This window comes from Streptomyces sp. NPDC091280 (assembly GCF_044768565.1).
Classification (GTDB): Bacteria; Actinomycetota; Actinomycetes; order Streptomycetales; family Streptomycetaceae; genus Streptomyces.
In genome coordinates this window covers 1-22,981 of sequence record NZ_JBIVUZ010000004.1, presented here as the reverse complement: position 1 = coordinate 22,981, position 22,981 = coordinate 1, and the positions used below count along the sequence as shown (strand labels likewise).

At 72.7% G+C, this 22,981-nt stretch carries 20 protein-coding genes; 10 read left to right on the top strand and 10 right to left on the bottom strand.

Going from position 1 to position 22,981, the window contains the following annotated elements:
• Entirely contained in the window at window positions 1-2,382 is a 2,382-nt protein-coding gene (locus tag ACIQPR_RS13530) for a hypothetical protein (RefSeq protein WP_403646553.1), read from the top strand.
• A gap of 37 nt (window positions 2,383-2,419) precedes the next feature.
• Here the strand turns inward: ACIQPR_RS13530 and ACIQPR_RS13525 are convergent, their stop codons facing one another.
• Window positions 2,420-3,040 carry a TetR/AcrR family transcriptional regulator gene (locus tag ACIQPR_RS13525; protein WP_403646551.1) on the bottom strand — a complete coding sequence of 207 codons (621 nt, stop codon included), beginning with the start codon at window positions 3,038-3,040 and terminating at the stop codon, window positions 2,420-2,422.
• 165 nt (window positions 3,041-3,205) lie between these two features.
• On the opposite strand from ACIQPR_RS13525, the gene ACIQPR_RS13520 reads away from it, so the two are divergent.
• Window positions 3,206-3,664: a cupin domain-containing protein gene (locus tag ACIQPR_RS13520; RefSeq protein ID WP_403646548.1), complete on the top strand. Its 459-nt coding sequence runs from the start codon at window positions 3,206-3,208 to the stop codon at window positions 3,662-3,664.
• A 51-nt stretch (window positions 3,665-3,715) separates the two neighbouring features.
• On the opposite strand, the gene ACIQPR_RS13515 is transcribed toward ACIQPR_RS13520, so the two are convergent.
• The gene (locus ACIQPR_RS13515; RefSeq protein ID WP_403646546.1) at window positions 3,716-4,975 is read right to left on the bottom strand and encodes an alpha/beta hydrolase; all 1,260 of its coding nucleotides are present in this window, start codon (window positions 4,973-4,975) and stop codon (window positions 3,716-3,718) included.
• A gap of 156 nt (window positions 4,976-5,131) precedes the next feature.
• Window positions 5,132-5,821, bottom strand: coding sequence for a hypothetical protein (locus ACIQPR_RS13510; RefSeq protein ID WP_403646542.1), 690 nt, complete (start codon window positions 5,819-5,821; stop codon window positions 5,132-5,134).
• 114 nt (window positions 5,822-5,935) lie between these two features.
• Between ACIQPR_RS13510 and ACIQPR_RS13505 the strand changes: the two genes are divergently transcribed.
• Window positions 5,936-6,232 carry a hypothetical protein gene (locus tag ACIQPR_RS13505; protein WP_403646539.1) on the top strand — a complete coding sequence of 99 codons (297 nt, stop codon included), beginning with the start codon at window positions 5,936-5,938 and terminating at the stop codon, window positions 6,230-6,232.
• A 3-nt stretch (window positions 6,233-6,235) separates the two neighbouring features.
• The gene (locus ACIQPR_RS13500) at window positions 6,236-6,868 is read left to right on the top strand and encodes a hypothetical protein (RefSeq protein WP_403646536.1); all 633 of its coding nucleotides are present in this window, start codon (window positions 6,236-6,238) and stop codon (window positions 6,866-6,868) included.
• 64 nt (window positions 6,869-6,932) lie between these two features.
• On the opposite strand, the gene ACIQPR_RS13495 is transcribed toward ACIQPR_RS13500, so the two are convergent.
• The 3 genes from ACIQPR_RS13495 to ACIQPR_RS13485 form a co-directional block, all read right to left on the bottom strand.
• Entirely contained in the window at window positions 6,933-11,321 is a 4,389-nt protein-coding gene (locus tag ACIQPR_RS13495; protein ID WP_403646533.1) for an FtsK/SpoIIIE domain-containing protein, read from the bottom strand.
• A gap of 72 nt (window positions 11,322-11,393) precedes the next feature.
• The gene (locus ACIQPR_RS13490) at window positions 11,394-11,687 is read right to left on the bottom strand and encodes a WXG100 family type VII secretion target (RefSeq protein ID WP_403646530.1); all 294 of its coding nucleotides are present in this window, start codon (window positions 11,685-11,687) and stop codon (window positions 11,394-11,396) included.
• A gap of 71 nt (window positions 11,688-11,758) precedes the next feature.
• A complete protein-coding gene (locus ACIQPR_RS13485; protein ID WP_403646528.1) occupies window positions 11,759-13,600 on the bottom strand; it encodes a putative T7SS-secreted protein in 1,842 nt (613 codons plus the stop codon).
• Between the two features lie 197 nt (window positions 13,601-13,797).
• Between ACIQPR_RS13485 and ACIQPR_RS13480 the strand changes: the two genes are divergently transcribed.
• Window positions 13,798-15,360 (top strand): hypothetical protein, encoded by a 1,563-nt coding sequence (locus ACIQPR_RS13480; protein ID WP_403646525.1) that lies wholly within the window; start codon window positions 13,798-13,800, stop codon window positions 15,358-15,360.
• Window positions 15,361-15,426: 66 nt separating this feature from the next.
• Here ACIQPR_RS13480 and msrB read toward each other — a convergent pair whose 3' ends face one another.
• From msrB to ACIQPR_RS13460, 4 genes are all read right to left on the bottom strand, one after another.
• Window positions 15,427-15,834, bottom strand: coding sequence for a peptide-methionine (R)-S-oxide reductase MsrB (gene msrB / locus ACIQPR_RS13475; protein WP_403646523.1), 408 nt, complete (start codon window positions 15,832-15,834; stop codon window positions 15,427-15,429).
• A 13-nt stretch (window positions 15,835-15,847) separates the two neighbouring features.
• Window positions 15,848-17,236, bottom strand: a complete 1,389-nt coding sequence (gene murC, locus ACIQPR_RS13470; RefSeq protein WP_403646521.1) for a UDP-N-acetylmuramate--L-alanine ligase — start codon at window positions 17,234-17,236, stop codon at window positions 15,848-15,850.
• A 112-nt stretch (window positions 17,237-17,348) separates the two neighbouring features.
• On the bottom strand, window positions 17,349-17,822 hold the full coding sequence (locus tag ACIQPR_RS13465) for an indole-3-glycerol phosphate synthase (RefSeq protein ID WP_403646519.1): 474 nt from the start codon (window positions 17,820-17,822) through the stop codon (window positions 17,349-17,351).
• Between the two features lie 155 nt (window positions 17,823-17,977).
• Complete coding sequence (locus tag ACIQPR_RS13460) at window positions 17,978-18,772, bottom strand: pyrimidine reductase family protein (protein WP_403646516.1); 795 nt, start codon at window positions 18,770-18,772, stop codon at window positions 17,978-17,980.
• A 37-nt stretch (window positions 18,773-18,809) separates the two neighbouring features.
• Between ACIQPR_RS13460 and zapE the strand changes: the two genes are divergently transcribed.
• The 5 genes from zapE to ACIQPR_RS13435 form a co-directional block, all read left to right on the top strand.
• Window positions 18,810-19,916, top strand: a complete 1,107-nt coding sequence (gene zapE / locus ACIQPR_RS13455) for a cell division protein ZapE (protein ID WP_403646513.1) — start codon at window positions 18,810-18,812, stop codon at window positions 19,914-19,916.
• A 154-nt stretch (window positions 19,917-20,070) separates the two neighbouring features.
• Entirely contained in the window at window positions 20,071-20,469 is a 399-nt protein-coding gene (locus ACIQPR_RS13450) for a hypothetical protein (protein ID WP_403646510.1), read from the top strand.
• Between the two features lie 87 nt (window positions 20,470-20,556).
• A complete protein-coding gene (locus ACIQPR_RS13445; RefSeq protein WP_403646507.1) occupies window positions 20,557-21,135 on the top strand; it encodes a carbonic anhydrase in 579 nt (192 codons plus the stop codon).
• Window positions 21,136-21,143: 8 nt separating this feature from the next.
• Window positions 21,144-22,634, top strand: coding sequence for a SulP family inorganic anion transporter (locus tag ACIQPR_RS13440; RefSeq protein WP_403646504.1), 1,491 nt, complete (start codon window positions 21,144-21,146; stop codon window positions 22,632-22,634).
• Between the two features lie 97 nt (window positions 22,635-22,731).
• Window positions 22,732-22,981 (top strand): SPFH domain-containing protein (locus ACIQPR_RS13435; RefSeq protein WP_403646502.1); only part of this gene is annotated, 250 nt, incomplete at its 3' end.

Genomic DNA, 22,981 nt, shown 5'->3' with positions numbered 1-22,981 from the left:
ATGGACGACGACGCTGAGCAGCAGCACCTCACCGCGGCCCCCGGCTACGCCCTGGGCCAGCTGGCCAAGGCCTTCACGACCGCGCTGACCCACGAGGACGCCGACACCCGCCGTCGCGCGGAGGGCCGCGCCCGGCGCTGGCGAGCCGTGCTCGCGGGCATGGCGAGCGGGCGGCTGGCGGTCGGTTCGCGCACCCCGGTGGCCGGGCTTCCGGCCTGGGTCACCCCCGAGGTGGTGCGCGGCGGCTTCGCCACCGGCTCGCCGAGCGCGGGCGGCCCGCTCCAGCCGTACGAGATCCGGCTCGCGGAGCGGTTCGGGGTGCCCGCGGACCGGCGGGCGCTGTTCGCGCACTGTCTGACGGACGCCGGACTCACCTGGCTGTGGGGGCAGTTGAACAGCGGGCGGTACGAGGTGACCGTGCCGGAGGAGGGCGCGCTGCTCACGATGGCCTGGCTGGTGCGGCACGGGGAGACGGCCGCCGCGCTGGACCTGGTCGCGGAGCTGGAGCCGTTCACGGACCGACTGCGGTTCCTGCCGCGCCCGTCGGCCGGTCGGGCCGCGCCGGATGTCACCGACGCGCTGCACCGCCGTACGGTCGACGACACCGTGGGCAGGCTGGTCCGGCGCCGTCCGAACGACGCCGTGGAGGCGCAGCGCGAGGCGCTGACCGTCTGGCAGCCGTTCGGCGACGAGTTGCTCGCGCACTGGCTGGAGACGGCGGGCGGGGCGGACGGGCGAGTGCTCGGACTCGCCCCGGACGACGGCTGGTCGGCGCGGGGCGGCGAGCTGCTGGGCCGCTACCGGTCGCTGGCCCGGGAGCACACCCGCTGCGGGAAGCACCGCAGCCCGAAGGGGAACCTCGGGATTCTGCGCGGCGCGCTGGAAGAGACCGTCGCCGGGCGGGAGTTGGACGCGCGCACGCTCGGGCTGCTGCGGCACGCCGTCACCTCGATGGTGCGCCGACGCGGTCTGCCCGGATCGCCCGCGCACACCGAACTGCGGCGCGCGCAGCGGGTCCAGGCCGCCGTTCCCTCCCATCACGCCCTGGCGCAGGTGGTGTTGGGGCGGCTCGCCACGCTGCCCCAGGACTCGGGCATCGCCGATCCCACGCCCGTGCTCGCCCCGGTGTCCGTGCCGGAGGAGCGGGAGACCGGGGTCCCGGCCGGAGCCCGGCTCCCGCTCGTGCTGCGCCGGGTGGTCGAGGACGCGCTGAGCGCACCGGTCGACGTCCTGGTCGAGCGGGGTGTCGTCCCCTCGGCGGAGGTACTGGCCGAACTGGTACCGCAGTTGGTCGCCGTCACGGGCGCGCGGGCCTACGCCGACGAGGCGCTGCGGACACTGATGGCCGCGAACTACCGCGCGTTCCGCAACCGGCGTTCACTGCTCCTGCTCGACCTGGAGCGGCAGGTCCGGACGGAGGAACTGCCCTGGGTGCGGGCGGTGGCGGCGTGGCGTGGCGACGGCTCCGCCGAAGCGGCCCTGGTGCTGCGGCAGTTGGGCGGGCTGGCGGTGCGCGGGTTCCCCGGGACGATCCTCCCCAATCCGCTCGTACGCGAACTCGGCGTGCTCGCGCGTCAGTCGGGCCTCGGCGCTCCGCTGGTGGAGGAGCTGGCCGCCGACATCTTCATGAACAGCTTCGGGCCGAAGTTCCTCGAAGCGGCCCTGATCGCGGGCGAGTTGCTGGGCGGTTCGCTCTACGAGCGGTACTACGGCATCGACTACGCGGCGATCGGTGAGCTGGCGAGCGCCGAGCGGGCGGGCGCGGAGCGAGCGGGCACCGAGCGGGCGCGCGGTCCGAGAAGGGCCCGTACCTCTCCGGGGTTCGGCCAGCTGTGCGCGGAGCGGGCCCGGACCGCGTCCTCGGCACCGGCCGGGCCGAAGTCCGGTGCCGCGCACGGGTCCTGGGTGGCGGAGAACGGCAAGGTGATCGAGCAGTCGCAGATCCTGACCACGCACAATCTGGCCACGCTGGTCCACCGGGTCGGCATCGCGCCCGGGCCGGGCTGGGACGCGTTGGCTCGGCGCTGTTTCGTGACCGTGTGCCGGCTGACGGGCCGGGTGCACCACAACCCGCGGCCGTACGCCACGATCAAGGACGCGGCCTACGCCTGGCGGCAGTCGGTGTTCCATCTCTCGCTCTGCCCGCCCGCCGAACAGCGGCGCGTGCTGGCCGAGTTGGACGCGGAGACGGGTCGTCACCCGGCCCATGTGGCCGCCCGGCTCGGGCCCGCCCTGGCGGGGCTGCGGCTGGTCGCGGACGGCGGCGCCTTCGGCCCGGACGGTACGGCGGACCGCGGCCGGGCCCGCCGGCTGCTCGGCTGGACCACGGACGGCCACTGGCTGGCTGTCGACCCGACCGGCCGGGCACCGCGGGCAAGTTGAGTGGTCGCGGACCGGGTCCTGGGACCCGGTCCGGGCCCTAGACCCGGTCGGCCGCCGTCGTGCGCACCGCCGCCTCCGTGAGGGTCGTCGCGGTGCGGACGGCGCTGGCGACGGCCTCGTCGGGGGTGAGCCCGAGCTGGTCGGTGAGGGTGAACAGGGCGTCCGCGCCGACGACCACGGCGAGGCTCCGCTTGAGCTGGGTGAACGCGTCCGGGTCCGTCGCGCCGAGGGTGGCGCGCAGCGGGTCGAGGGCGTGGTCGATGAGGCCGAAGCGGATGCCGGGCCGCATGCTCTCCGCGTCGGGGCGGACGATGGTCGCGGCCATCATGGCGCGTACCCCGCCCTGGCGGGCGAGGATGCCGCGCAGCAGGAACTCGCAGGCGTAGGCGACCCGTTCGACGGGGTCGCGGGAGTCGGCGACCGGCTGGAGCGCCTCGGCCGGCTCGGGCCAGACACCGGCCAGCGCCTCGCCGATCAGGGACGGCAGGTCGGGGAAGTAGCGGTAGGCGGTGGCCTCGGAGACCAGGGCGGCGCGGGCGACCTCGGGCATGGTCACCTCGCTGCCCGTGCCGATCAGCGTCCGGGCCGCGTCGACGATCGCCGTACGGGTGCGCTTCTTCTGATTGCTGCGGCCCGTGTCCGTCTGCGTTGTCGCCATCGGTGCGTCACTTCCCCGTTTTCGCCGGTCGCTGCCGTCCGTCCCTTCCGCACGTTATCACGATCGACTCTCGTCATGAGAGTTCACTTGCACGAAGCGGGCGGCGCGCCTACTGTCCTCCTGTCCCCAGCCGCACAACACACGGCGAACACAAGGGAGTCGGAGATGAACGAGGTTTCCGTGGTCGGTCCGCAGGACGGCGAGTCGATCCGGCTGGGCCCGGTCACGATGCGCATCCTGGAGGACGGCAGCACCACCGGCCACCGCCTGGGCATCGGCGAGATCACCATGGCCCCGCGCACCCAGGGCCCGCCGCAGCACCGCCACGGCCGGCACGACGAGGGCTTCTACGTCGTCTCCGGCACCGTGCACTTCACCATCGGCGAGACCGTCCACGTGGCCCCGGCCGGCACCCTCGCGATGATCCCGCCCGGCGCCCCGCACACCTTCGCCAACCCGGGCGACGAACCCGCCGTGATGATCAACACCTTCACGCCCGACCTGTTCGTGCAGTACTTCCGTGACCTGCGGGACATGATCGCCGGCGGCCGTGAGTTCAACACCGAGTCGACCGTCGAGACGATGAGCCGCTACGCCACGGTCCCGGCCACCGACTACGCCTGAGGCGAGGCCGTGGGGCCGGGGACCGCGGGGCCAACGCCCTTGAGGCGGGGGCTACTTGTGGGTGCGGGCGGTCGGGGTGGGCTCGGTGCCCTCCGCACGCACGGTGCTGTGGCCCTTCTTCGGGGGAAGGTGCCGGGGCACGACGTCCTGGGGGAAGGTGAGTTGCTGGTTCATCCACTTCAGGGCGGCGGGCATCTCCCGTACCCAGGTGGGGAAGTTGTGGCTGCCGGACTCGGGCAGGATGGACACGACGCGCATGGGCGCCTTGACGGCCTTGATGAAGGCGAGGGTCTGCGGGTAGCCGCGCTCGCCGTGCTTGCTCTCGGCGACCAGGACGGAGACCTGGGGTGCGGGCAGGTGCTTCAGCCGCCACATCAGGTCGTGTCCGTTGACCCGGTTGACACGGCCCAGGCCGCTGCCGAAGAGGTTGCCGGTGGTGGGGTCGTCCTTGACCCGGTAGTCGGGCGAGAGCGCGGCGGCCGTGGTGTAGACGTGCGGGTTGCGCATCGTCAGCTGCAAAGCGCAACTGCCGCCGGAGGAGTAGCCCATGACGCCCCAGGCGCTGGCGTCGTGGCCGACCCGGTAGGTGGCCTTGAGAGCCTGCGGGAGGTCCTTGGCGAGGAAGGTCTCGGTCTGCGGTCCGCCGGGGACGTTCACGCACTCGGTGTCGCGGGGCGGGGCGATGGTGGGCCGGATCATCACCATGATGGTCGGCTGCATCTGGCCGCTCTTCTGCAACTGCCCGGCGGTCTGCGAGACCCGAAGGTACTGGGCGAGGTTGAAGATGCTGCCCGGGTAGCCGCTGAGCGCGACGACGACCGGGAAGCGCTGCCTGGCGTAGGCCTTCTGGAAGTACTGCGGGGGCAGGTAGACGAAGGCCGGGTCGACGACGCCGGTGCGGCGGCCGATGACCTTCACGGACTCCACCTTGCCGTTGACCGCGGGATTGCCGGTGGGCAGCCCGCTGACCCGGTTCAACTGCTCGTCGGAGGCGGGCTGCACCAGCGCCCCCTTCACGGAGACGCCGGTCGCGCCGCCGCTGTGGTCCGCCGCCTGCGTCACGCCCACGGGCGCGGTGTCGGTGTTGCCGAAGAGCTCGTCCCACGATCCGAAGAACTGGTACGAGGAGTTCAGCCAGCACGCGAACGCGGCGATGATCGTGACTTGCGTCACTCCGATGGCTGTCAGCCGTCCGAGCACCTGCCGCACCCCGGGCTTGGCGAGCCGCGGCCATACCCAGACAAGCAGCGCCACGCAGACGACGGCGACGGCCGCCATCACATAAACGGTAGTCTCGCTGGTCAAACCCATGCCACTCAGTCCCCGGTTCCTTGCCTGTGCTCGATCCTTCACACAGAAGGAGGGCTACGGACCCCTTCGCGTTCCTCAACGAGCGCGAATAGGACAAAGAAGCGGGTCTCTTACCGTTTCCACATCCGGCCGCGGCGGCGGGCGCGGCCGGACGGTTCAGCTGGTCGCCTTCTTGCCGGTCGGGCCGACCGCGAACCACGTGCCGCCGACGCCCTGACCGTTCAGATCGCCGGGCTTGCTGTCGCCGGAGAAACGGTAGACGGGCAGGCCGCCGACGGTGATCTGGACCTGGCCGTCCTCACGGCGGATCGCCCCGACCTCCTTGGGGTCCACGCCCGCCAGGTAGACGTTGCCGCCCTCCTCGACGGTCACGGGCGGCCACTTCACCGCGCAGGCGTCGTTGCAGGTCGACCGGGAGGGGGCGGCAGTGTCGTCGTCGAAGCGGTACAGCGCCGCCTGGTTGATGTTGATGAGGTGCGGCGAGGAGAGCGAGGACGAGGTCACCGCCGACAACTGCACCCACTTGGGCGGCGCTTCCTGCACCACCGCCCCGACCACGGTCCCGCCGGTGCCGCTGAGACCGGCGTCCTTCGCCGTCGAATCGACCACCTGCAATGCCGAGTTGCCCGCGCCCTGAGCCGATGCCGACGCCGACGCCGGGGCCGAGGGGGACGCGGGAGCGGGGGACGAGGCGGCCGGGGACGAGGCGGCCGGAGTGTCGCCGATGGAGATCGTCTTGCCGCAGGCGGTAAGGCCCGCCACGCCGGACAGGGCGAGCAGGGAGGCGACGACGGCACGGCGTGCGGTGCTCTTCGAGGAGCGCGGGCGGGTCTGGAGCGCGGTCATGTGGGCAACACGAGACAGCCGCCCGCGAAGGTTCAACAGGGGTGAACGTTCGGGGGCCGCGACCTCGTGTTCAGGACGGACACGATTCCCCACCGCACAGAGACGGGGCCCGCCATGGCGTCGGAGGTCAACATCCCCGGGAGCGAACTCAAGGAGGCCCAGGACATGTTGGGCTTCGTGCACAACTTCATCGACATCGGACACACCACGTTCGACTTCGACGCGGCCTTCGGGCCCGAGCTCGCCCGCGGCTCCGCCCAGAACTTCGAGGACAGGTGGAACGACGGCAAGGGCCGCTTGCAGAAACAGGTGCTGGGCATCAAGGACGGCATCGGCAGCATCCTCGACGCCTTCGAGAAGACCGACCTGGACGCGGTGTCCAACCTCGACAACGGAAAAGGCGGCAGCTGACCGATGAACACCGCACAGCGTTTCCTGCTGGACATCCCGGACTCCTGGAACCAGGTCGACGTCACCGGCGAGGAGTTGGCCAGGGCCCGCGCGCAGGCCCTGGCCTCGACCGACGAGCCCCGTGAGAAGGCCCGGATCAACGACATGTTCCGGCAGGGCCGGGAGGTGACACGGGCGGCCCGCCGGTACGGCGCGCTGCTGGCCGCGGGCACGGCGACGATGTACACCGAGGGCCTCTTCATGGCGTACGGCATGGTCTTCGCCGTCACCACGCCCCGGGGCGAGGAACTCACCCTCCCCGTGCTGTCCGCGCGGCTCGGCGTCTCCTCGGCGGACGGGGTGGCGCCCAAGGACCGGGTCATCACGTCGGCGAAGGTGCCGCACGTGGGCACGGTGGCCCGGGTGACCGGCACCGAGGTGACCCGGCTGACCGGGGACATCGACGTCAAGCTGCTGACGATGCACACGATGATGCCGGTGCCCGGCAGCACGGAGGACTTCCTCGTGGTGACCCTGGCCAGCCCCAACCTCCCGTTGCGGAACGAGGTGTACGACCTCTTCGACGCCGTCACCGGCACCTTCCGCTTCGTGACGGACGACGGCGTCCAGGTGCCCCCGGACGGCGTCGCCGCCTGAGCCGCGCACCGAAGGGCGGCCCGACCACCACGGTCCGGCCGCCCTTCGGCTTCGGTGCCCGGCCCTAGTCCGTGTCCGCTTCCAGCAGCGGCACCTGGACCACGCGCAGTGTGCCGTCGCCCAGGTGCAGCAGGCCGCGGCCCGGCTGTGGGGCCTGGCCCACGACGCCCCGGGTGAGCTTCACACCGATGACCTCGCCGTCGCTCAGGCCCTGCGGGGAGAGCAGCATGCCGGTGCGGTTGCGCTTCACCTGGCCCATCCAGCCGGCCAGGCTCAGCGCCAGGGACTCCGCGTTGCCGGCCGCGAGGACGCCCCAGCCGGTGCCCGCGCCGCCGCGGGCGAGCAGCGCGAGGTCGGAGTCGATCTCGGCGCCCATGAACAGTTCGGCGTCGTCGACGACGATCACGCCGTAGTCCTCGGGCACACTGCCCAGGGTCTGCCGGAACTCGTCGACCGTCACCTCGGCGTCGGTGATGAGGGCGGCCACGCCGGGCCGGCCGCCCAGTCGCCGCAGCGGCGAGCGCCGGGGCGCCAGCACGACGAGGCCGGCGCCGGCCGCGAGCAGCGACTCCGCGGCGACGAGCAGGGCGGTGCTGCGTCCGGTGCGCGGCGGTCCGGCGATCACGAAGGTCGGTACGTCCGTGAGGTCGGGGCCGAGCGAGGTGAGGACGTCGCCGCCCACGGCGACCAGCGGGCGCATCGGCCCGCCCCGGGTGTGCAGGGCGAGGGCCTCCTCGTAGCCGATCCGGTCGGGGAGCACATCGAGGCGGATCGGGCGGCGCGCGGCGGGGACGGCGGCCTCGCGCGCGGTCAGTTCCCGGCCCAGCCGGAGCAGGACGTCGGCCTGGGCGGTGCCGGACAAGTCCTCGTCCAGTACGGCGAGTTGCACCTCGCTCAGGTCCTGGACGCGGATGCCGCGCCCGGGTGCCGGGTCGGTCGGCGCGGACTTGGTGGGGATGCCGACACCGGAGTAGTCCTGGCGGTCGTTGAGCCTGAGGACGATCTTGTCCTCGGTGGTGCCGGAGAACCGGCCGCTGCCGAGCACCCGGTCACCGGCGAGCACGACATGGATGCCGACGCCCGCGCCGTCGCGCAGCAGGCGGATCATGCGTTCCATGTAGCTGCCGTTGTCGTAGGTGGCGAACTCGCGCTCGAAGACCTCGAAGCGGTCGACCATCAGCACGATGTGGGCGAGGCGTTCCTCCGGGGGCTGGGACCCGCGCAGTTCGGCGAGGTCGGCGGTGCCCCGGGCCCCCAGGACGCCCTGGCGCGCGGTGAGTTCGGCGCCGAGCCGGTCGAGGAGCCGGCCGAGGCGCTCGATCTGGTTGCGGTCGACGACGGCGCCGCAGTGCGGCAGCGCGGTCAGGGCGTTGAGGGCGCCGTTGCCGCAGTCGATGCCGTAGAGGTGGACGTCGTCGGCGCCGTGGGCCTGGCCGAGGACGGCGGCCAGGGTGCGCAGGGTCTGGGAGCGTCCGCTGCGGGGCGAGCCGACGATGTGCAGATGGCCGGAGCGGTCGAGGTCGAGGACCAGGGCGGTGCGGGTCTGCCGGGCGGGCAGGTCGACCATCCCGTACTCGACGGCGGGCAGGGCCGCCTCGCGTTCGGCGGTGGGCTTGGGCGGGGGCGGTGCCGTCCAGAGGAGCACGGCGGGCAGCGGCGGCAGCCAGGGGCTCGGCTGCCGCGGTACGTCGGCGAGCCGGGCCGCCTCGGCGATGGCCCCGGTGAGGACGGCGAGGTCGGTGACGGCCTCGGTCCGCGCGGCCGTGGAACCGCCCCGGGAGCGTGGACCCGGCAGCGGGCCACCGAGGTTCTGCCAGGTCACCGGTTCGGCGTGGACGGCGATCTCGGTTCCCTCGGCGGGCCGGCCGCCGGGCCTGCGACCGCCGACCCGGCCGGACTGGAAGGGCAGCAGGGCGGACGGGCCGAGCCGGGCGTAGGCGCGGCCGGGGTTGGCCGGGGAGATGTCGCCGGAGTCGGGCGCGTCGATGATGTCGCGGCTCTCGGTGGTGTCGGTGGTGCGCAGCGCGATCCGCAGATTGGTGTTGGCGCGGATGTCCGGGGTGACGGCGCCGCCGGGGCGCTGGGTGGCGAGCACCATGTGGATGCCGAGGGACCGGCCGCGCTGGGCGATGTTGACCAACCCCGTGATGAAGTCGGGCAGTTCGCGCACCATGGACGCGAACTCGTCCACGACCAGGAGGAGTCGGGGCAGCGGGGGCAGTACGTCGCCGCCGCGCGAGCGCCGGTCGAGGTAGTCGTCGATGTCCTTGGCGCCGGCCTGCGCCAACTGGGTCTCCCTGCGCCGCAGTTCGGCGCCGAGGGAGACCAGCGCCCGTTCCACGAGCCGGGTGTCGAGGTCGGTGACCAGGCCGACGGTGTGCGGCAGGTCGGCGCACTCGGCGAAGGCGCTGCCGCCCTTGTAGTCGACCAGCACGAAGGTCATCTCGTCGGGCCGGTTGACCACCGCGAGGGTCGCGACCAGGGTCTGGAGCAGCTCGGACTTGCCGGACCCGGTGGTGCCCGCGATCAGCGCGTGCGGCCCGTCGCGCACCAGGTCGACGGCGAACTCGCCGTCGTAGCCGATGCCGAGGACGGCCCGGGTGCTGCGACCGCCCAGCGACCAGCCCGCCACCACGGCCTCGGCGGTGGGCGGTTCGATGCCCAGCAGGTCCAACAGGCGTACGGCGCCGGGCAGCGCGCTCTCGTCGCTGTCGCCGACGCCGCGCAGCGGGGCCAGGGCGCGGGCGAGGTGCTCGTACCAGTCGGGCTCGGGCGAATCGCTGCGGACGTGCTCCAGCGCGGCGCCGGAGCCGGTGCGCACCCGGGAGGTGGTGGCGCCCGCCTCGGTGACGACGACGGCGCCGCACTCCTCGGGCAGCAGCCGCTCCTCGCGGTCGATGCAGATGGTGTGCACGCCGACGGACGGGCCGTCGCGCAGGAGGGCGATCACGCCGGGCAACGAGCGGGCGCGGCGGGCCTGTTCGAGGACGACGAGGATGTCGGGGTAGCCGTTGGCGCCGCCCCGGGTGACGTCGGGTCCGGCCGCGACGCGGGAGGCGACGAGCTGGCCGAGTTCGCCGATGCGCCGGGCCAGGGACTCGGCGGTGGAGCCGATCAGGGCGTAGGCGTCCTCGCCCTGTGCCTGGGTGTGCGGCAGCCAGCGGATCCAGGACCAGTCGCGTTCGCCGTCCGGTCCGGCGAGGACGACGAGCCGCAGATCGGTGGGGCTGTGCAGGGCGGCGGCCTGCGCGGCGAGCCAGCCGGCCAGCCGGGTCGCGCCCGGTCCGGCGACACCCGCGACGCCGACCCGGCGCAGCGCCACGCTGACGGGCACCTGGTTGAGCGTCGGCACGGTGGAGCGGCGGTGCTCGTCCTGGTCCGGGTCGTCGACGCTGCTGGAGGAGGGCAGGTCGGCGGTGCCGACCCGGACGGAGAGGAAGTCGGGGTCCTGCCAACGGCGTTCCCACAGCCGCTCCGAGGGCTGTACCGCGAGCTGGAGCAGCGTGGCCGGATCGGGCAGCGAGAGGCGGAGGTTGTGCTGTTCGCCGAGTACGGCGGCGTCGACGTCGGCGCGCACCCGGGCCAGCGTCTGCTCGTACTCCTCTTTCTTCTCAAGGTACTTGAGCATCGCCTGCTTGCGTCCGCCGAACTGGGTGATGAGGGCGGCGACCGGGGAGAGCAGCGCGAGGAAGACGAAGGTCCAGCGGTGAGTGACGAAGATGGCGATGACGGCACTGGCCGCGGGCACCAGCAGGATCGGCAGCAGCGGAATGGGCCGCTTGTCGGGCTTGACCGGCGGGGTCGGGAGTCGGAACTTGGCGCCCGCGGCGGGGGGCAGGAAGCGCGGCGGCCGGTTGAACTCCAGGCCGAGGCCGTCCTGCGCCGGGGTCAGTGGAGCGCGGGCGGTGTGCTGCGAGGTCAGCTCCAACAGGATGTCGCCGACCGCGAGTTGGCTGCCCTCCCGCCACGGGGAGGGTGCCGGTGCCGGTTTGCCGTCGAGCAACGCGCCGTCCGTCAGCACCAGTTGGGCGCCGCCGTCGAGGCGGGCCCGGACCCGGGCGGCGAGGGCGGGTGTGCCCTCGGCGAGGCGGATCCGGCAGAGCGGGCCACTGCCGATGTCGTAGTCGCCGGGGACGAGCCGGAAGACCGTACCGGCGCCCGGTCCGGAGACCACCCGGACCTCGGTGCGGCCCTCGGGCTCGGGCTCCCGGGGCAGGGGGGCGCCGAGTCCGAGGTCCATGCCGTCGCGCACCCCGGCCGCCTGGAGGGTGGTGTGCGGTTCGACGGGCGTCGGGCCGATGTAGAGGGGCGGCTCCCCCGCCGCCGCCCCCGCGTACCCGACCGCGCGTGCCAGCTCGGCTGCCAACCGGCCCGCCCGCGCGGAGGGTTCGGTCTCCACGGCGACGGTGGTGGACACCCCCTCGACCTGCGGATCACGAACGCTGACGGTCAATCGCACTGCTCATCATCCTTCTGGTGTGGAGGTACGGCACCGTCCGCCGTGGCGGCGGACCCGGCCGGTGGGTCAGCCGAGGTTGGAGCCGAGCTGGTTGTCGGTCTGGTCGAAGGCCTCGCCGACCGCCTTCACGTACTGGCCGATGCCCTGGAGACCCTGGTTGACCTGGTCGAAGCCCTTGGCGAACTCGTCGAAGAACGGGGAGAACTTCTGCTGCGCGGCCGGTGTGCTGTAGCCGTCGGCGAGCAGGCTGGAGATCTTGCCCTTGACCTCGTTGAGCTTGTCCTGGAGCTGGGAGAAGTCGTTGAGGAGCGCCTGCGAAGTGGACGACGTGGTGTCGGAGTTGACGGCGTAGTTGGGCATGGGAGTACTCCTTGCTGGTTGTCGGCGGTGCGGTCCGCCCCTGCGGGGCGGAGGTACGGGGTGGCGAACGGCTAGCTGTTGCCGTTGCCGTTGGCGGGGCCGTCCGTGGGGCTCGTCGGTGCGGTGGTGAAGCCGTCGGACGACGTGGGGCTGGTCGGCGCGGTGGTGAAGCCGTCGGAGGGTGACGCGGGGTCGGAACCGGTGTGCGGCTGCGCGCCGGTGGTGTCGATCGGCGGTACGGCGGGCCGTCCGCTGCCGCCGCCGTCCTGGGTGGTGGGCGACGGCGGTGTCGGCCCGTGGGCGGGGTCCGCGGGGACCGGGGGCACCGGACGCGTCGGGGCCGGCCGGGTGGACGGATCCGGCAGGGGCGCGTGCGCGGGATCCACCGGAATCGGCGGCACCGGACGCGTGGGAACCGGGGGCCGCGGCGGCGCGGGGGGCGGTGGGGCGGCCGGGGCGACGGGGGCGTCCGGCGGAGCGGGCGCGGGTCTGGGGCTGCCCTTGACCGGGATCTTGTCGGTGAGGCCGTCGATCGTGCGGCCCAGGCCCGCCTTGCCGACCGGTCCCACGCCCAGCTTGGACGCGGAGTTGGCGATCTCGCCGGCCGCCACCTCGTTCGGTTTGCCGCCCTGGGCGACGCCGACGCCGATCTTCGTGCCGAGGGTCGCGCCCTCCTCGACGAAGTTGCCGAGCTGGTCGGAGGCGCGCTTGCCCCTGGTGTCCGCGGCGACGGGTTCCGTCGTGTCGCCGAACCGGCCGCCCTTGCCCTCCTCCACCTCGGGGTTGCCGCGCCGCTTGCCGATCGCGCCGACGCCGCCCTTGAAGGCGATACCGGCCACGGCCCCGGCGGCGGCTCCGGCGAAGACGCCCGCGGGGGTGATCTGGTCGCCGTTGGCCGCCTTCCCGGCCGCTTCCAGCGCCGAGTTGGCCAGGAACTTGCCGGTGACGTCCGTGGCCACCTTGCCGATCGGGTTGGCGAGGACACCGCCGACGATCCGGCTGTGGGTGAGGGACTCGCCGATCTTGGTGATCGTCCCGGTGGCCCTGGTGATGAACCCGGAGCCCTTCACGGCGGCCACGGCGGCCGGGGCGATCGCCTGGACGGCCTTGCCGCCGAGCTTCAGCAGGGCGCCGCCGGGGACGATCCCGATCAGCCCGAGAATGAAGTCGCCGGCTTTGACCCCGCCGGTCTGACTGGCGACGACTTGGTTGAACACGAACAGCGCCCCGCCGAGCAGCGCGGCGGCCACCGGGACGAACACCGCCACGACGGCGATGAGCGCGGCGATCAGGATCTGGACGAACGGGAAGTCCTTGAAGAAGTCGGCGATCTTCTGGAAGACGTTCCGCTCCGGAATCGCCTCCTGCGCCGCCTGGTCCAGCACTTGTTCAACCTGCCGCTGCGCGCTCTCCCGCATCGCCCTGGCCTGTTCGGCGAGGCTTCTGGCGGCGCTCAGTTGAGCCTTTCCGGCGTCGATGGCGTCCTGGGTGCCGCGCGCCGCCGACTTCTCCGCGTCGGTGGGATCGGCGCCGAGTTCCCTGGGCGGCTGGTTCGCCTGCGGTGCGGCGGCCCGTGCCTGGTCCACGGCCCGGTCGAAGGTGTCCTGGGCCTCGCGCAGCCGCGGCATGTAGTCGCTGTAGGCCTGGGCGGCGTCGTGGTAGGAGGTGGCGGTCCTGGTGAGTTTGGCCGGGAGGTCGTCGCCGATCTTGTTCTTCAGCGCGTCCATCGCCGAACCGCGGCCCTGCGAGATCGAACCGTCCCGCTTCAGGACGTTCAGCGCCTTCTCCGCGGCGTCGCCGATGTCGCGGTAGCGCTGCATCACGCCCTGGATCAGGTCGGGGTCGCCAGGTGTCGGGTCCGAGTCCATGCCGACGAGCTGGAAGTCCTCCGGCCTGGAGTGCCGACGTGCCATCGCGATCCCCCGGTGCGCTGCCTGTGACGTGTGGTCGCCAGGTACACGGGACCGGCGTCCGGAAACGTTCACCCGGGTTCGCGTCGCACATCCGCGCCAAGTCCCGGGGGATTCGGGCGACTTCGCTTCGAACGTTCTCCCCGGGCCGCGCCGTGTAGCCCGTGCAAGGGAACCTCCGGAGGGCATGGGTGGACACGATGAGCAACGGCACGGGCGGCAGTCCCGAGCACAGGCCGGCGACCGGCGGCGGGGCGCACCGCCCGCCACGGACGCTCCGGCCCGCCCTGACGGCGCTGCGGGCGGCGCCGCTGGCCGCGTGCCTCACGGCGCTCACGGCGCTCACGGCGCTCGTGGCAATCGTGGCGCTCATGGCACTCGGCGGTGCCGCCGCCGCGAGCGCGGCGCCCGCCGACGACGACCTGGTCAAGGTGTTCGTGGTCCCGGACCCGGCGCGGAGCGGCGGGCAGCCCGCCACCCTCCGGTCGATCGCCGCGGCCACGCTGGGCGACGCGTCGCGGGCCGGTGAGATCCTCGGCCTCAACCAGGGGCAGGCGCAGAAGGACGGCGGGGCGCTGAACAGCGCGGACGACCCGCTGCACCCGGGCTGGATCCTGCGTCTTCCGCAGGACGCCTCGGGGCCCGACGTCCAGCTGGCCCGGGACACCGGGAGCCAGAACTCCGCTTCCGCAGCGCCGAGTTCGGGACCGTCGTCCGCGCCGGGCACCGGGCGGTCCGCGGCCTTCACCTTCCCGCTGGCCGCCGCCGTCGCGCTGCTCGGCGCGATCCTGCTCGCGCTGATCACCGCGGGCATCGTCGGCAGGCGGAAGGTCCGCGCCGCGTACGCCGTCGTGGCGCGCGCCGTCCGCAGGCTGGGCGAGCCGATACGGCGCCGCCGCCGGCTGACGGCACGCCGGGCGACGGGCCGCCGGTTCGCGACCGACGCGGAGTCGGTACGACGTGCCTACGGCGTCCTGGGCGAGTTCGGACCCGGCGGACGGCGACCGGAGCGAGGGGTGCACGCGCTGCGCGTCGACGCCTCCGGTGTGACGGTGTGGCTCACCGCCTCCGACTCGGCCGACGCGCCGTGGACGAACATCGACAGCACGCGCTGGCGCCGCCCCGCGACCGCCCCCGGCTGGCTGAACCCGGGCGAGGCCACCGGCACCACCCCGCAGTACGCGCAGCCTTCGCAGCCCGCGCAGCCTTCGCCCTACACGCAGCCCTCACAGTCCGCGCAGTCCTCGATCGCCGAGCCCTGTCTGGTCCGGGCGGGCACGGACGCCGAGGACGAGCCCGTGTTCGTGGACCTGAGCCGCCTGGACGGTGTCCTGAGCGTGGCCGGTGACAAGGCCGTGGCACGGGACGTCGTACGGAATCTGCTGGCGGAGATCGCGCGCACCCGGCCGGACACTCCGGTGACCGTGCTGCGCGGGGCGGACGGCGCGCCGCCGCTCGCCGTCCCGGCCCCGCTGCGGCAGCTGCCCCGGGTCGAGGCGCCCGCGCCGGTGGCCCCCGGCGCGGAGCACACGACGGTGCGTGCCGGTGCCGTACGGCGGCCGGTGCGGGGACTGGTCGTGATGGCCGGCGCGCCGGGCGAGCGGGAGGCCGCCGAGCTGGCCGCCCTGTGCGGGCCGGGCGGCGCGGGCTGGACCGGCCTGGTGTGCGGCGAGGCGGACGGCGCGCACTGGCGCTGGCACACCGACGCCGAGGGCCATGTCGACATCCCGGTCCTCGACGTCCGGCTCACCGTCCCGGCGTGAGCCCCTGCCCGGCCTCGGCGCGCGGGCCGTCCGGGGTGCGGTGTCGGCCGGGACTCGACGGTGCCTTCAGCTCTCGTCGGGCGTCAGCCGCAGCGAGATGCTGTTGATGCAGTACCGCTGGTCGGTCGGCGTGGCATACCCCTCACCCTCGAACACGTGACCGAGGTGCGATCCGCAGCGGGCGCAGCGCACCTCGGTGCGGACCATGCCGTGCGAGCGGTCCTGGAGCAGTTCGACCGCGTCGGTGTCCTTCGGGTCGTAGAAGCTCGGCCAGCCGCAGTGCGACTCGAACTTCTCGTTCGAGGTGAAGAGTTCGGCGCCACAGGCGCGACAGGAGTAGACGCCCTTCGTCTTGGTGTCGGTGTACTCACCGACGAAGGCCGGCTCGGTGCCCGCCTGCCGCAGCACCGCGTACTCGGCCGGGTTCAGCTCCGCGCGCCATTCCTCGTCCGGCTTTTCGACGTCGTACGACATGCAGCTCAGCCCCTTACTTCGCGAGACGGTCCAGGATCCGCGGGCCGAGGTCTGTCACATCGCCCGCTCCCATGGTGAGAACCAGATCACCGGGCTTCGCCATTCCCGCGACGGCCTCGGGGACGTCCGCCGGGTCGTGGACCGGGGTCACGTCGGCGCCCGCCACGCGCGCGGCCTCGATGATCAGCTCGCTGGTGACGCCCGGGATCGGGTCCTCGCGGGCCGGGTAGATGTCCAGGACCAGCGAGGCGTCCGCGAGGGCCAGGGCCTGGCCCATCTCCTTGCCGAGCTCCTGGGTGCGGGAGAACAGGTGGGGCTGGAAGACGACCAGCAGCCGCGCGGAGGAGGCCGCCGCGCGCATGGCCTCCAGGTCGGCGGTCATCTCGGTGGGGTGGTGGGCGTAGGAGTCGATCACCTGGACGCCGGCCGCCTCGCCCTTGAGCTGGAGGCGCCGCTTCACGCCCGTGTAGGCGGCGAGCGCGGGCGCCAGTTCGACGGCCGGGATGCCGAGCGCGACGCCCGCGGCGAGGGCCGCGACCGCGTTGCTCGCGTAGTGGCGGCCGGGGACCGAGACGGTGAAGGTGAGTTCCGTGCCGTCCAGGAGGACGGTCACCTCGCTCTTCAGGCCCTGCGCGACCACGGAGAGGATGCGCACGTCGGCGTCCCGCGCCTCGCCGTACGTCACCGTCCGCACCGCGCCGGACACCCGGCGGGTCAGCTCGCGCGCGCCCTCGTGGTCCGCCGAGACCACCAGCGTGCCGCCGGGCACGATCCGGTCGGCGAAGGTCTGGAAGGAGTCGTAGATCTCTTCCATGGACGCGTAGTTGGCGTGGTGGTCGAGCTCCACGTTGAGGACGATCGCGACCTCGGGGGCGTACTTGTGGAAGCTGCGGTCGGATTCGTCGGCCTCGGCGACGAAGATCTCGCCGTCGCCGTGCAGCGCGTTCGAACCCGGGGCGTCCAGGTCGCCGCCGATCGCGTACGAGGGCGTCAGGCCCAGCTCGGACAGGGACACCGCGAGCATGGACGTGGTGGTCGTCTTGCCGTGCGTGCCGGCCACGGCGATGGGGCGCAGACCGTCCATCAGACGGGCCAGGGCGTCCGAGCGGTGGACGACCGGGATGCCCAGCTCGGCCGCGCGGGCCAGCTCGGGGTTGTCCTGGCGGATCGCCGACGACACGACCACGCAGGTGGCGTCGTCGGCGAGGTGCCGCGCCGCGTGTCCGATGTGGACGGTGGCTCCCAGGGCGCGCAGCGCGTCGGCGGTCGCGGAGTCCTTGGCGTCGCTGCCCGCGACCTCGGCCCCGCGCTGCGCGAGGATCTTGGCGATCCCCGACATCCCGGCCCCGCCGATGCCGATGAAGTGCGGTCGGTCCATGGCGGTGGGAAGGCCGGGTGCCATGTGTGTCTCCCTGTGCGTGCTGGTTCCGTACGGATACGGCGGACGTTCGGCGGCCAGCCTATTCGGTGCCACCGACAATCACGGACACCCGTCCGCCGCCGCTCTCCGCCCGCTACTCCTTGCTGTGCGAGAACAGCTTCAGCACCGGTACGCCGACCTTGTGACGGGCCCGCGAGGCCCAGTCGCGGTGGAAGAACTCCTCCACGTAGTGGGGGTCGGTCAGCACGATGACCTCGTCGGCGCCGATCTCGTCCACCAGGGACTTGAGGGCGTCCAGCGGGTGGTCCTCGATGAGCCGGCCCTCGGCCGCGCTGCCGGCGGCGCGCAGGGCGTCCAGGGACACCGACAGGGCCTGCGCGCCGAGTTCCGCCGCGTCCTTGCCCTCGGGGGTCCTGCGCTCGTGCGCCGCCTCGTCGAGTTCGCCGAGGGCGACGTCGTCGATGGCCCGCAGCAGGCGGTCCGCCTGGTCGCCGCGGGGCTGGAGCAGCACGTGGAAGGAGACGGTCTCGTCACCGTGCAAGGTGGTGACGAACTCCACGTCGGCGGACGTAAGGGCCTTCTCGATCATCAGTACGCTTGTGAACACCAGGCGCCCCTTCTCCTTCGAGGACCCGTGGGCCCTCTCTCCTCCGTGGGCCGTCCAGGCCCTGCGGAAACCATCCTGCCCCGTGATCGCACGGGTACTGCCGGATTTAGTGTGCCCGCCGAAAGACAAACGGAACGGATCATTCCGCCCCGTTTTCAGGTCCGGCGGTAGCGACCGAACAGGAACCCGGCCTCTTCCAGGAGGGACACCAGTTCGAAGCGCTGAGGAACCCTAACCGACGGCCCTCCGGCGATCCGCTGCGCCTCCCCCGCCACGAGCATCGGCGACAGGGCCAGACACAGCTCGTCGAGCACCCCGGCGGCCACGAACTGCCCGAGCAGCCGCGGCCCGCCCTCGGTCAGCAGCCGGGTGTGCCCCAGCTCGGCCAGCGCCCGTACGGCCCGTGCGGGGTCCACGCCCGCGCCGTCACCGGCGACCACCACCCGGGCGCCCGCCTTCCGCGCCGCTTCGATCCGCTCCGGGGCCGCCTCCGCGCCCGTCAGGACGAGCGTCGGCACCAGGGGCGAGACGAAAAGCGGAAGCGAGAAGTCCAGGTCGAGGCTCGCGGTGACGACCGCGATCACCGGGGCGGGCCCCTGCCCGGCCGCCGCCCGCGCCCCGGCGAACTCGGCACGCGCGCGTGCGGGCCGGTAACCCTCCTGGCGTACCGTTTCCGCGCCGACCACCACGACGTCCGCCAGCGCCCGCAGGGTGCCGAAGATCCGCATGTCGGCGGGCCCGGAGATGGGCTGCGAGCGGCCCTCGTGCTGACCGGCCCCGTCGAGCGTGGACACCATGTTGGCGCGCAGCCAGGGCCCGTCGGCGGCGGGATAGGCGTACGCCTTCGCGAGTTCCGCGAGCCCCCACTCCCGGTCCGTCCCACCCGTATCGGGGGCCCCGTCCGAGGCCTGGGCTGCTGTTTCGTCGGTCACAGGGAACAGGCGTCGCATGTCGTGCAGTGTGGCACGGCCTTTAGAGTGGTGAACCGTGTCGTCCTCCTCCGCCGCCTCCGGGATCAGCCCGATAGCAGACGCGGCCCCGCTGTCCCTGTGCGCCCGCGAGCCGTACGTCCCCGCGGACCGGCTGGTCGCCGAGATGGTGCCGCCGCCGCGCTTCGACTCGGTGCGCTTCGCCACCTACCTCCCGGACCCGAACCAGCCCAGCCAGACCGAGGCGGTCGGCGTTCTGGAGAGCTTCGCCGCCGGCCTCGGCGGGGCGCACGCGGCAGGCAGCGGCCGACGCGGCTTCCTGGGCCTCGGCAGGGCGCCCAAGACCAGGACCCCGGCGGGCCCCCGGGGCGTCTACCTGGACGGCGGCTACGGCGTCGGCAAGACCCACCTGCTGGCCTCCCTGTGGCACGCGACCCCGGCCGAGCCCGCGCTCAAGGCCTTCGGCACCTTCGTCGAACTGACGAACCTGGTGGGCGCGCTCGGCTTCCAGCAGACCGTCCAGACGCTGTCGGGCCACCGCCTGCTGTGCATCGACGAGTTCGAGCTGGACGACCCGGGCGACACCGTCCTGGTGTCGACCCTGCTGGGCAAGCTGGTCGACGCGGGCGTGGCGCTCGCCGCCACCTCCAACACCCTGCCAGGCAAGCTCGGCGAGGGCCGGTTCGCGTCCGTCGACTTCCTGCGCGAGATCCAGGGCCTGTCCGCGCACTTCCGCTCGCTGCGCATCGACGGCGACGACTACCGCCACCGCGGCCTGCCGCAGGCCCCGGCGCCGTTCACCGACGAGCAGGTCACGAAGGCGGCGTACGCGACCGAGGGCGCCTCCCTGGACGACTTCCCGCACCTGCTCGCCCACCTCGCCAAGGTCCACCCCAGCCGCTACGGCGCCCTGACCGACGGACTCACGGCGGTCTGCCTCACCGACGTCCAGCCGATACCCGACCAGTCGACCGCCCTGCGGCTCGTCGTCCTGGCCGACCGGCTCTACGACCGTGAAGTGCCCGTCCTGGCCTCGGGTCTGCCCTTCGACCGGCTGTTCAGCGAGGAGATGCTGAACGGCGGCTACCGCAAGAAGTACTTCCGCGCGATCTCGCGCCTCACCGCGCTGGCCCGGGACGCCAAGGGCCTCGTCGAAACCGCCTAGTTCACGCCAGCCCAGGCGCTCTTTTCACGCTCTCTTGGTTCGGAAACGTTCCGTTAACCCTGCAAACAACTTCGCCGGGATACCGTGTCACTTGACCAGCCATTGACCAGGCCTTGGTCTGCACGAGAAACACGAACGGGCCGAAGGGGGGCGCATGTTCCGAGGTAGGACGGCCAGAACCGTCGTAACCCTGCTGACCGCCGTCCTGCTCGCGCTCCAGTTCTTCGCGCCCACCACTTCCTTCGCATCCGCGCACACAGTGCGTCATGCCGAGGCCAAAGCACAGCCCGCGCCCAAGGCCATCGGCAAGGCCCCGCGCGCCGAGACGATCACGTTCCGAGACTGCGGCGCCGCCGGGACCCCCACCGCCCCGATGCGGCTGCGCGACCGTTTCCGCACCGTCGACTGCGGACCCGAGACGCCCGAACGCCCCCTGCTGGAAGAGGATCCGGCGGCCGTAGGCACCCGGCCGGCGCCCGGCGCGGCGCACCACCGCACAGCGAGATCCTCGACAGCGCACTCTCCGGCGGCACTTCAGGTCTTCCGCTGCTGAGAGCCGAGCAGGCAGTCACTTCCCCCACGCACACTGTCATGCAAGCCCGACGCGCCCAGAGGGCGCGCCAGGAGGAGTACTCACGCCATGCAGCCCCTCATCGACAACGCCCGTACGTTCGGACAACGCCCTGAGGAGTTCGCCAAACTCGCCGAAGGCCAGTCCCCGCAGGTGCTGTTCATCACCTGCTCCGACTCCAGGGTCGTACCGGCCCTGATCACCGGCGCCCGCCCCGGCCAGCTCTTCGAACTGCGCACCGCGGGCAACATCGTCCCGCCCTACGCCTCCGAGCACCCCACGAGCGAGGCGTGCACCATCGAGTACGCCGTGGAGGTCCTCGGCGTCTCCGACGTCGTGGTCTGCGGCCACTCGCACTGCGGCGCGGTCGGCGCCCTGGTGCGCGGCGACGACCTGGACGCCGTGCCCGCCGTGCGCGACTGGCTCACCCGGGCCACCCCCAAGCCGCAGGGAGCGGTCGAGGACCCGGCCGTGTCCGAAGGCGTCCAGAGCCATGTCCTCACCCAGCTGCTGAGGCTGCGCTCGTACCCGTACATCGAGAAGAAGCTGAAGGACCGTCAACTCGCCCTGCACGCCTGGTTCTACGAGGTGCACACCGGCGCGGTCCAGGTGCACGACCCGGCCGCCGACGCCTTCAAGGCCCTGTGAGCGCGCCGATGATGACCAAGTTCCCTTGTCTGAGGCAGGACTTCGCCGCCTCCCTCGTCGTGTTCCTGGTCGCGCTCCCGCTCTGCGTAGGCGTGGCCGTCGCCTCCGGTGTACCGGCCGAACTCGGCCTGGTCACCGGCATCGTGGGCGGGATCGTCACCGGACTCATGCGGGGCAGCAGCCTCCAGGTGTCCGGGCCCGCCGCCGGTCTGACCGTGCTGGTCTTCGAGGCGGTGCGGGAGTACGGACTGCCCGCCCTCGGGGTCATCGTGCTCGCCACCGGTGTCCTCCAAGTCCTCATGGGCGTCCTGAAGTTGGGGCGCTACTTCCGGGCCATCTCGGTCTCGGTCGTCGAGGGCATGCTCGCCGGTATCGGACTGGTGCTGATCGCCGGGCAGTTGTACTCGGTCGCGGGGGCGAAGGCCCCCGCCTCGGGGGTCGACAAGATAGTCGAGCTGCCCGGCGCGCTCGTGGACGCCGCCGGGAACACGAAGGCGCTGACCTCGCTCGCGCTCGGTGCCGCGACCATCGCCGTCCTCGTGCTGTGGAAGCGGCTGCCGGCCAGGGTCCGTACGGTGCCGGGCCCGCTGGCCGCCGTGGGACTGGCGACGCTCGCCGCGCTCGTCCTCGGGCTGCCGGTGGCGACCGTCGAGGTGCAGGGGCTGCTCGGCTCGATCCAGCCGCCGCCGCTGAGCGCGTTCGGTGAGCTGGCGCAGATCGGACTGCTCGGCACGGTGGTCGCGTTCACGCTGATCGCGTCGGCGGAGTCGCTGTTCAGCGCGGCGGCGGTGGACCGGCTGCACTCCGGGCCGCGCACCGAGTACGACAAGGAACTGGTCGCCCAGGGCACTGGCAACGCGATCTGCGGACTGCTCGGCGCGCTGCCGATGACCGCCGTGATCGTGCGCAGCGCGGCGAACGTGCAGGCGGGCGCCCGGACGAAGGCGTCCCGGGTGATGCACGGTGTCTGGCTGCTGCTGTTCGCGGCCCTGCTGCCGGACGTCCTCGCCTACATCCCGATCCCGGCCCTGGCGGGCATCCTGATGCACGCCGGCGCCAAGCTGATCTCCGTCCGGTCGATCGTGTCGCTGTGGCGCGAGCACCGGGGCGAGGCGCTGATCCTGGTCGTCACGGCGGTGTCGATCGTCGCGGTCAGCATGTTCGAGGGCGTGCTCATCGGGCTCGCGCTGGCCATCGGCAAGACGGCGTGGGAGGCCTCGCACATCAAGCTGGAGGTCGTCGACAAGGGCGCGGGCCCGGTGCAGGCCTACCTCTCGGGCAACGCGACCTTCCTTCGGCTGCCGAAGATCCTCGACAGCCTGGAGGCACTCCCCCAGGACCGGCCGGTGGAACTCCACCTCTCCGGCCTGCACCACCTGGACCACGCCTGCCGTACGGCCCTGGAGAACTGGGCCGGCCGGCACAGCGCGGCCGGCACCGAGCCGGTGAAGATGACACCGGCGATGACGACACCGCCGGAGGTCACGGCGGTGAAGTAGCGGTGCCGGTGCCCGCTCCGGGGATCGTGGCCCCGGGGCGGGCACCGGGCATACCCTTGCAGGAGCAGACAAAAGGCCTCTCCGCTAGGGGGTCAGGATGCTCCAGGAACTGCTGGTGGCGGGCGCGGCGGCCGGTTCCGCGTGCGTGGTCTACGTCGCTGCGGCGGCCCGGGTCGTCAAGCAGTACGAGCGCGGGGTCGTCTTCCGGCTCGGGCGGGCGGTCGGCGAGGTGCGGGGGCCGGGCTTCACCACGGTCGTCCCGTTCGTGGACAAGCTCCGCAAGGTCAACATGCAGATCGTGACGATGCCGGTGCCCGCGCAGGAGGGCATCACCCGGGACAACGTCA

Bases quoted from the DNA above. Each gene is read 5' to 3' on its own strand.
- ACIQPR_RS13480 (WP_403646525.1), top strand. From the start codon at position 13,798: ATGAGCAACGGCACGGGCGGCAGTCCCGAGCACAGGCCGGCGACCGGC.
- murC (WP_403646521.1), bottom strand. From the start codon at position 17,236: ATGGCACCCGGCCTTCCCACCGCCATGGACCGACCGCACTTCATCGGC.
- ACIQPR_RS13445 (WP_403646507.1), top strand. From the start codon at position 20,557: ATGCAGCCCCTCATCGACAACGCCCGTACGTTCGGACAACGCCCTGAG.
- ACIQPR_RS13515 (WP_403646546.1), bottom strand. From the start codon at position 4,975: ATGGGTTTGACCAGCGAGACTACCGTTTATGTGATGGCGGCCGTCGCC.
- ACIQPR_RS13450 (WP_403646510.1), top strand. From the start codon at position 20,071: ATGTTCCGAGGTAGGACGGCCAGAACCGTCGTAACCCTGCTGACCGCC.
- ACIQPR_RS13530 (WP_403646553.1), top strand. From the start codon at position 1: ATGGACGACGACGCTGAGCAGCAGCACCTCACCGCGGCCCCCGGCTAC.
- ACIQPR_RS13500 (WP_403646536.1), top strand. From the start codon at position 6,236: ATGAACACCGCACAGCGTTTCCTGCTGGACATCCCGGACTCCTGGAAC.
- ACIQPR_RS13520 (WP_403646548.1), top strand. From the start codon at position 3,206: ATGAACGAGGTTTCCGTGGTCGGTCCGCAGGACGGCGAGTCGATCCGG.
- ACIQPR_RS13505 (WP_403646539.1), top strand. From the start codon at position 5,936: ATGGCGTCGGAGGTCAACATCCCCGGGAGCGAACTCAAGGAGGCCCAG.
- msrB (WP_403646523.1), bottom strand. From the start codon at position 15,834: ATGTCGTACGACGTCGAAAAGCCGGACGAGGAATGGCGCGCGGAGCTG.
- ACIQPR_RS13525 (WP_403646551.1), bottom strand. From the start codon at position 3,040: ATGGCGACAACGCAGACGGACACGGGCCGCAGCAATCAGAAGAAGCGC.
- ACIQPR_RS13485 (WP_403646528.1), bottom strand. From the start codon at position 13,600: ATGGCACGTCGGCACTCCAGGCCGGAGGACTTCCAGCTCGTCGGCATG.
- ACIQPR_RS13510 (WP_403646542.1), bottom strand. From the start codon at position 5,821: ATGACCGCGCTCCAGACCCGCCCGCGCTCCTCGAAGAGCACCGCACGC.
- ACIQPR_RS13460 (WP_403646516.1), bottom strand. From the start codon at position 18,772: ATGCGACGCCTGTTCCCTGTGACCGACGAAACAGCAGCCCAGGCCTCG.
- ACIQPR_RS13440 (WP_403646504.1), top strand. From the start codon at position 21,144: ATGATGACCAAGTTCCCTTGTCTGAGGCAGGACTTCGCCGCCTCCCTC.
- ACIQPR_RS13490 (WP_403646530.1), bottom strand. From the start codon at position 11,687: ATGCCCAACTACGCCGTCAACTCCGACACCACGTCGTCCACTTCGCAG.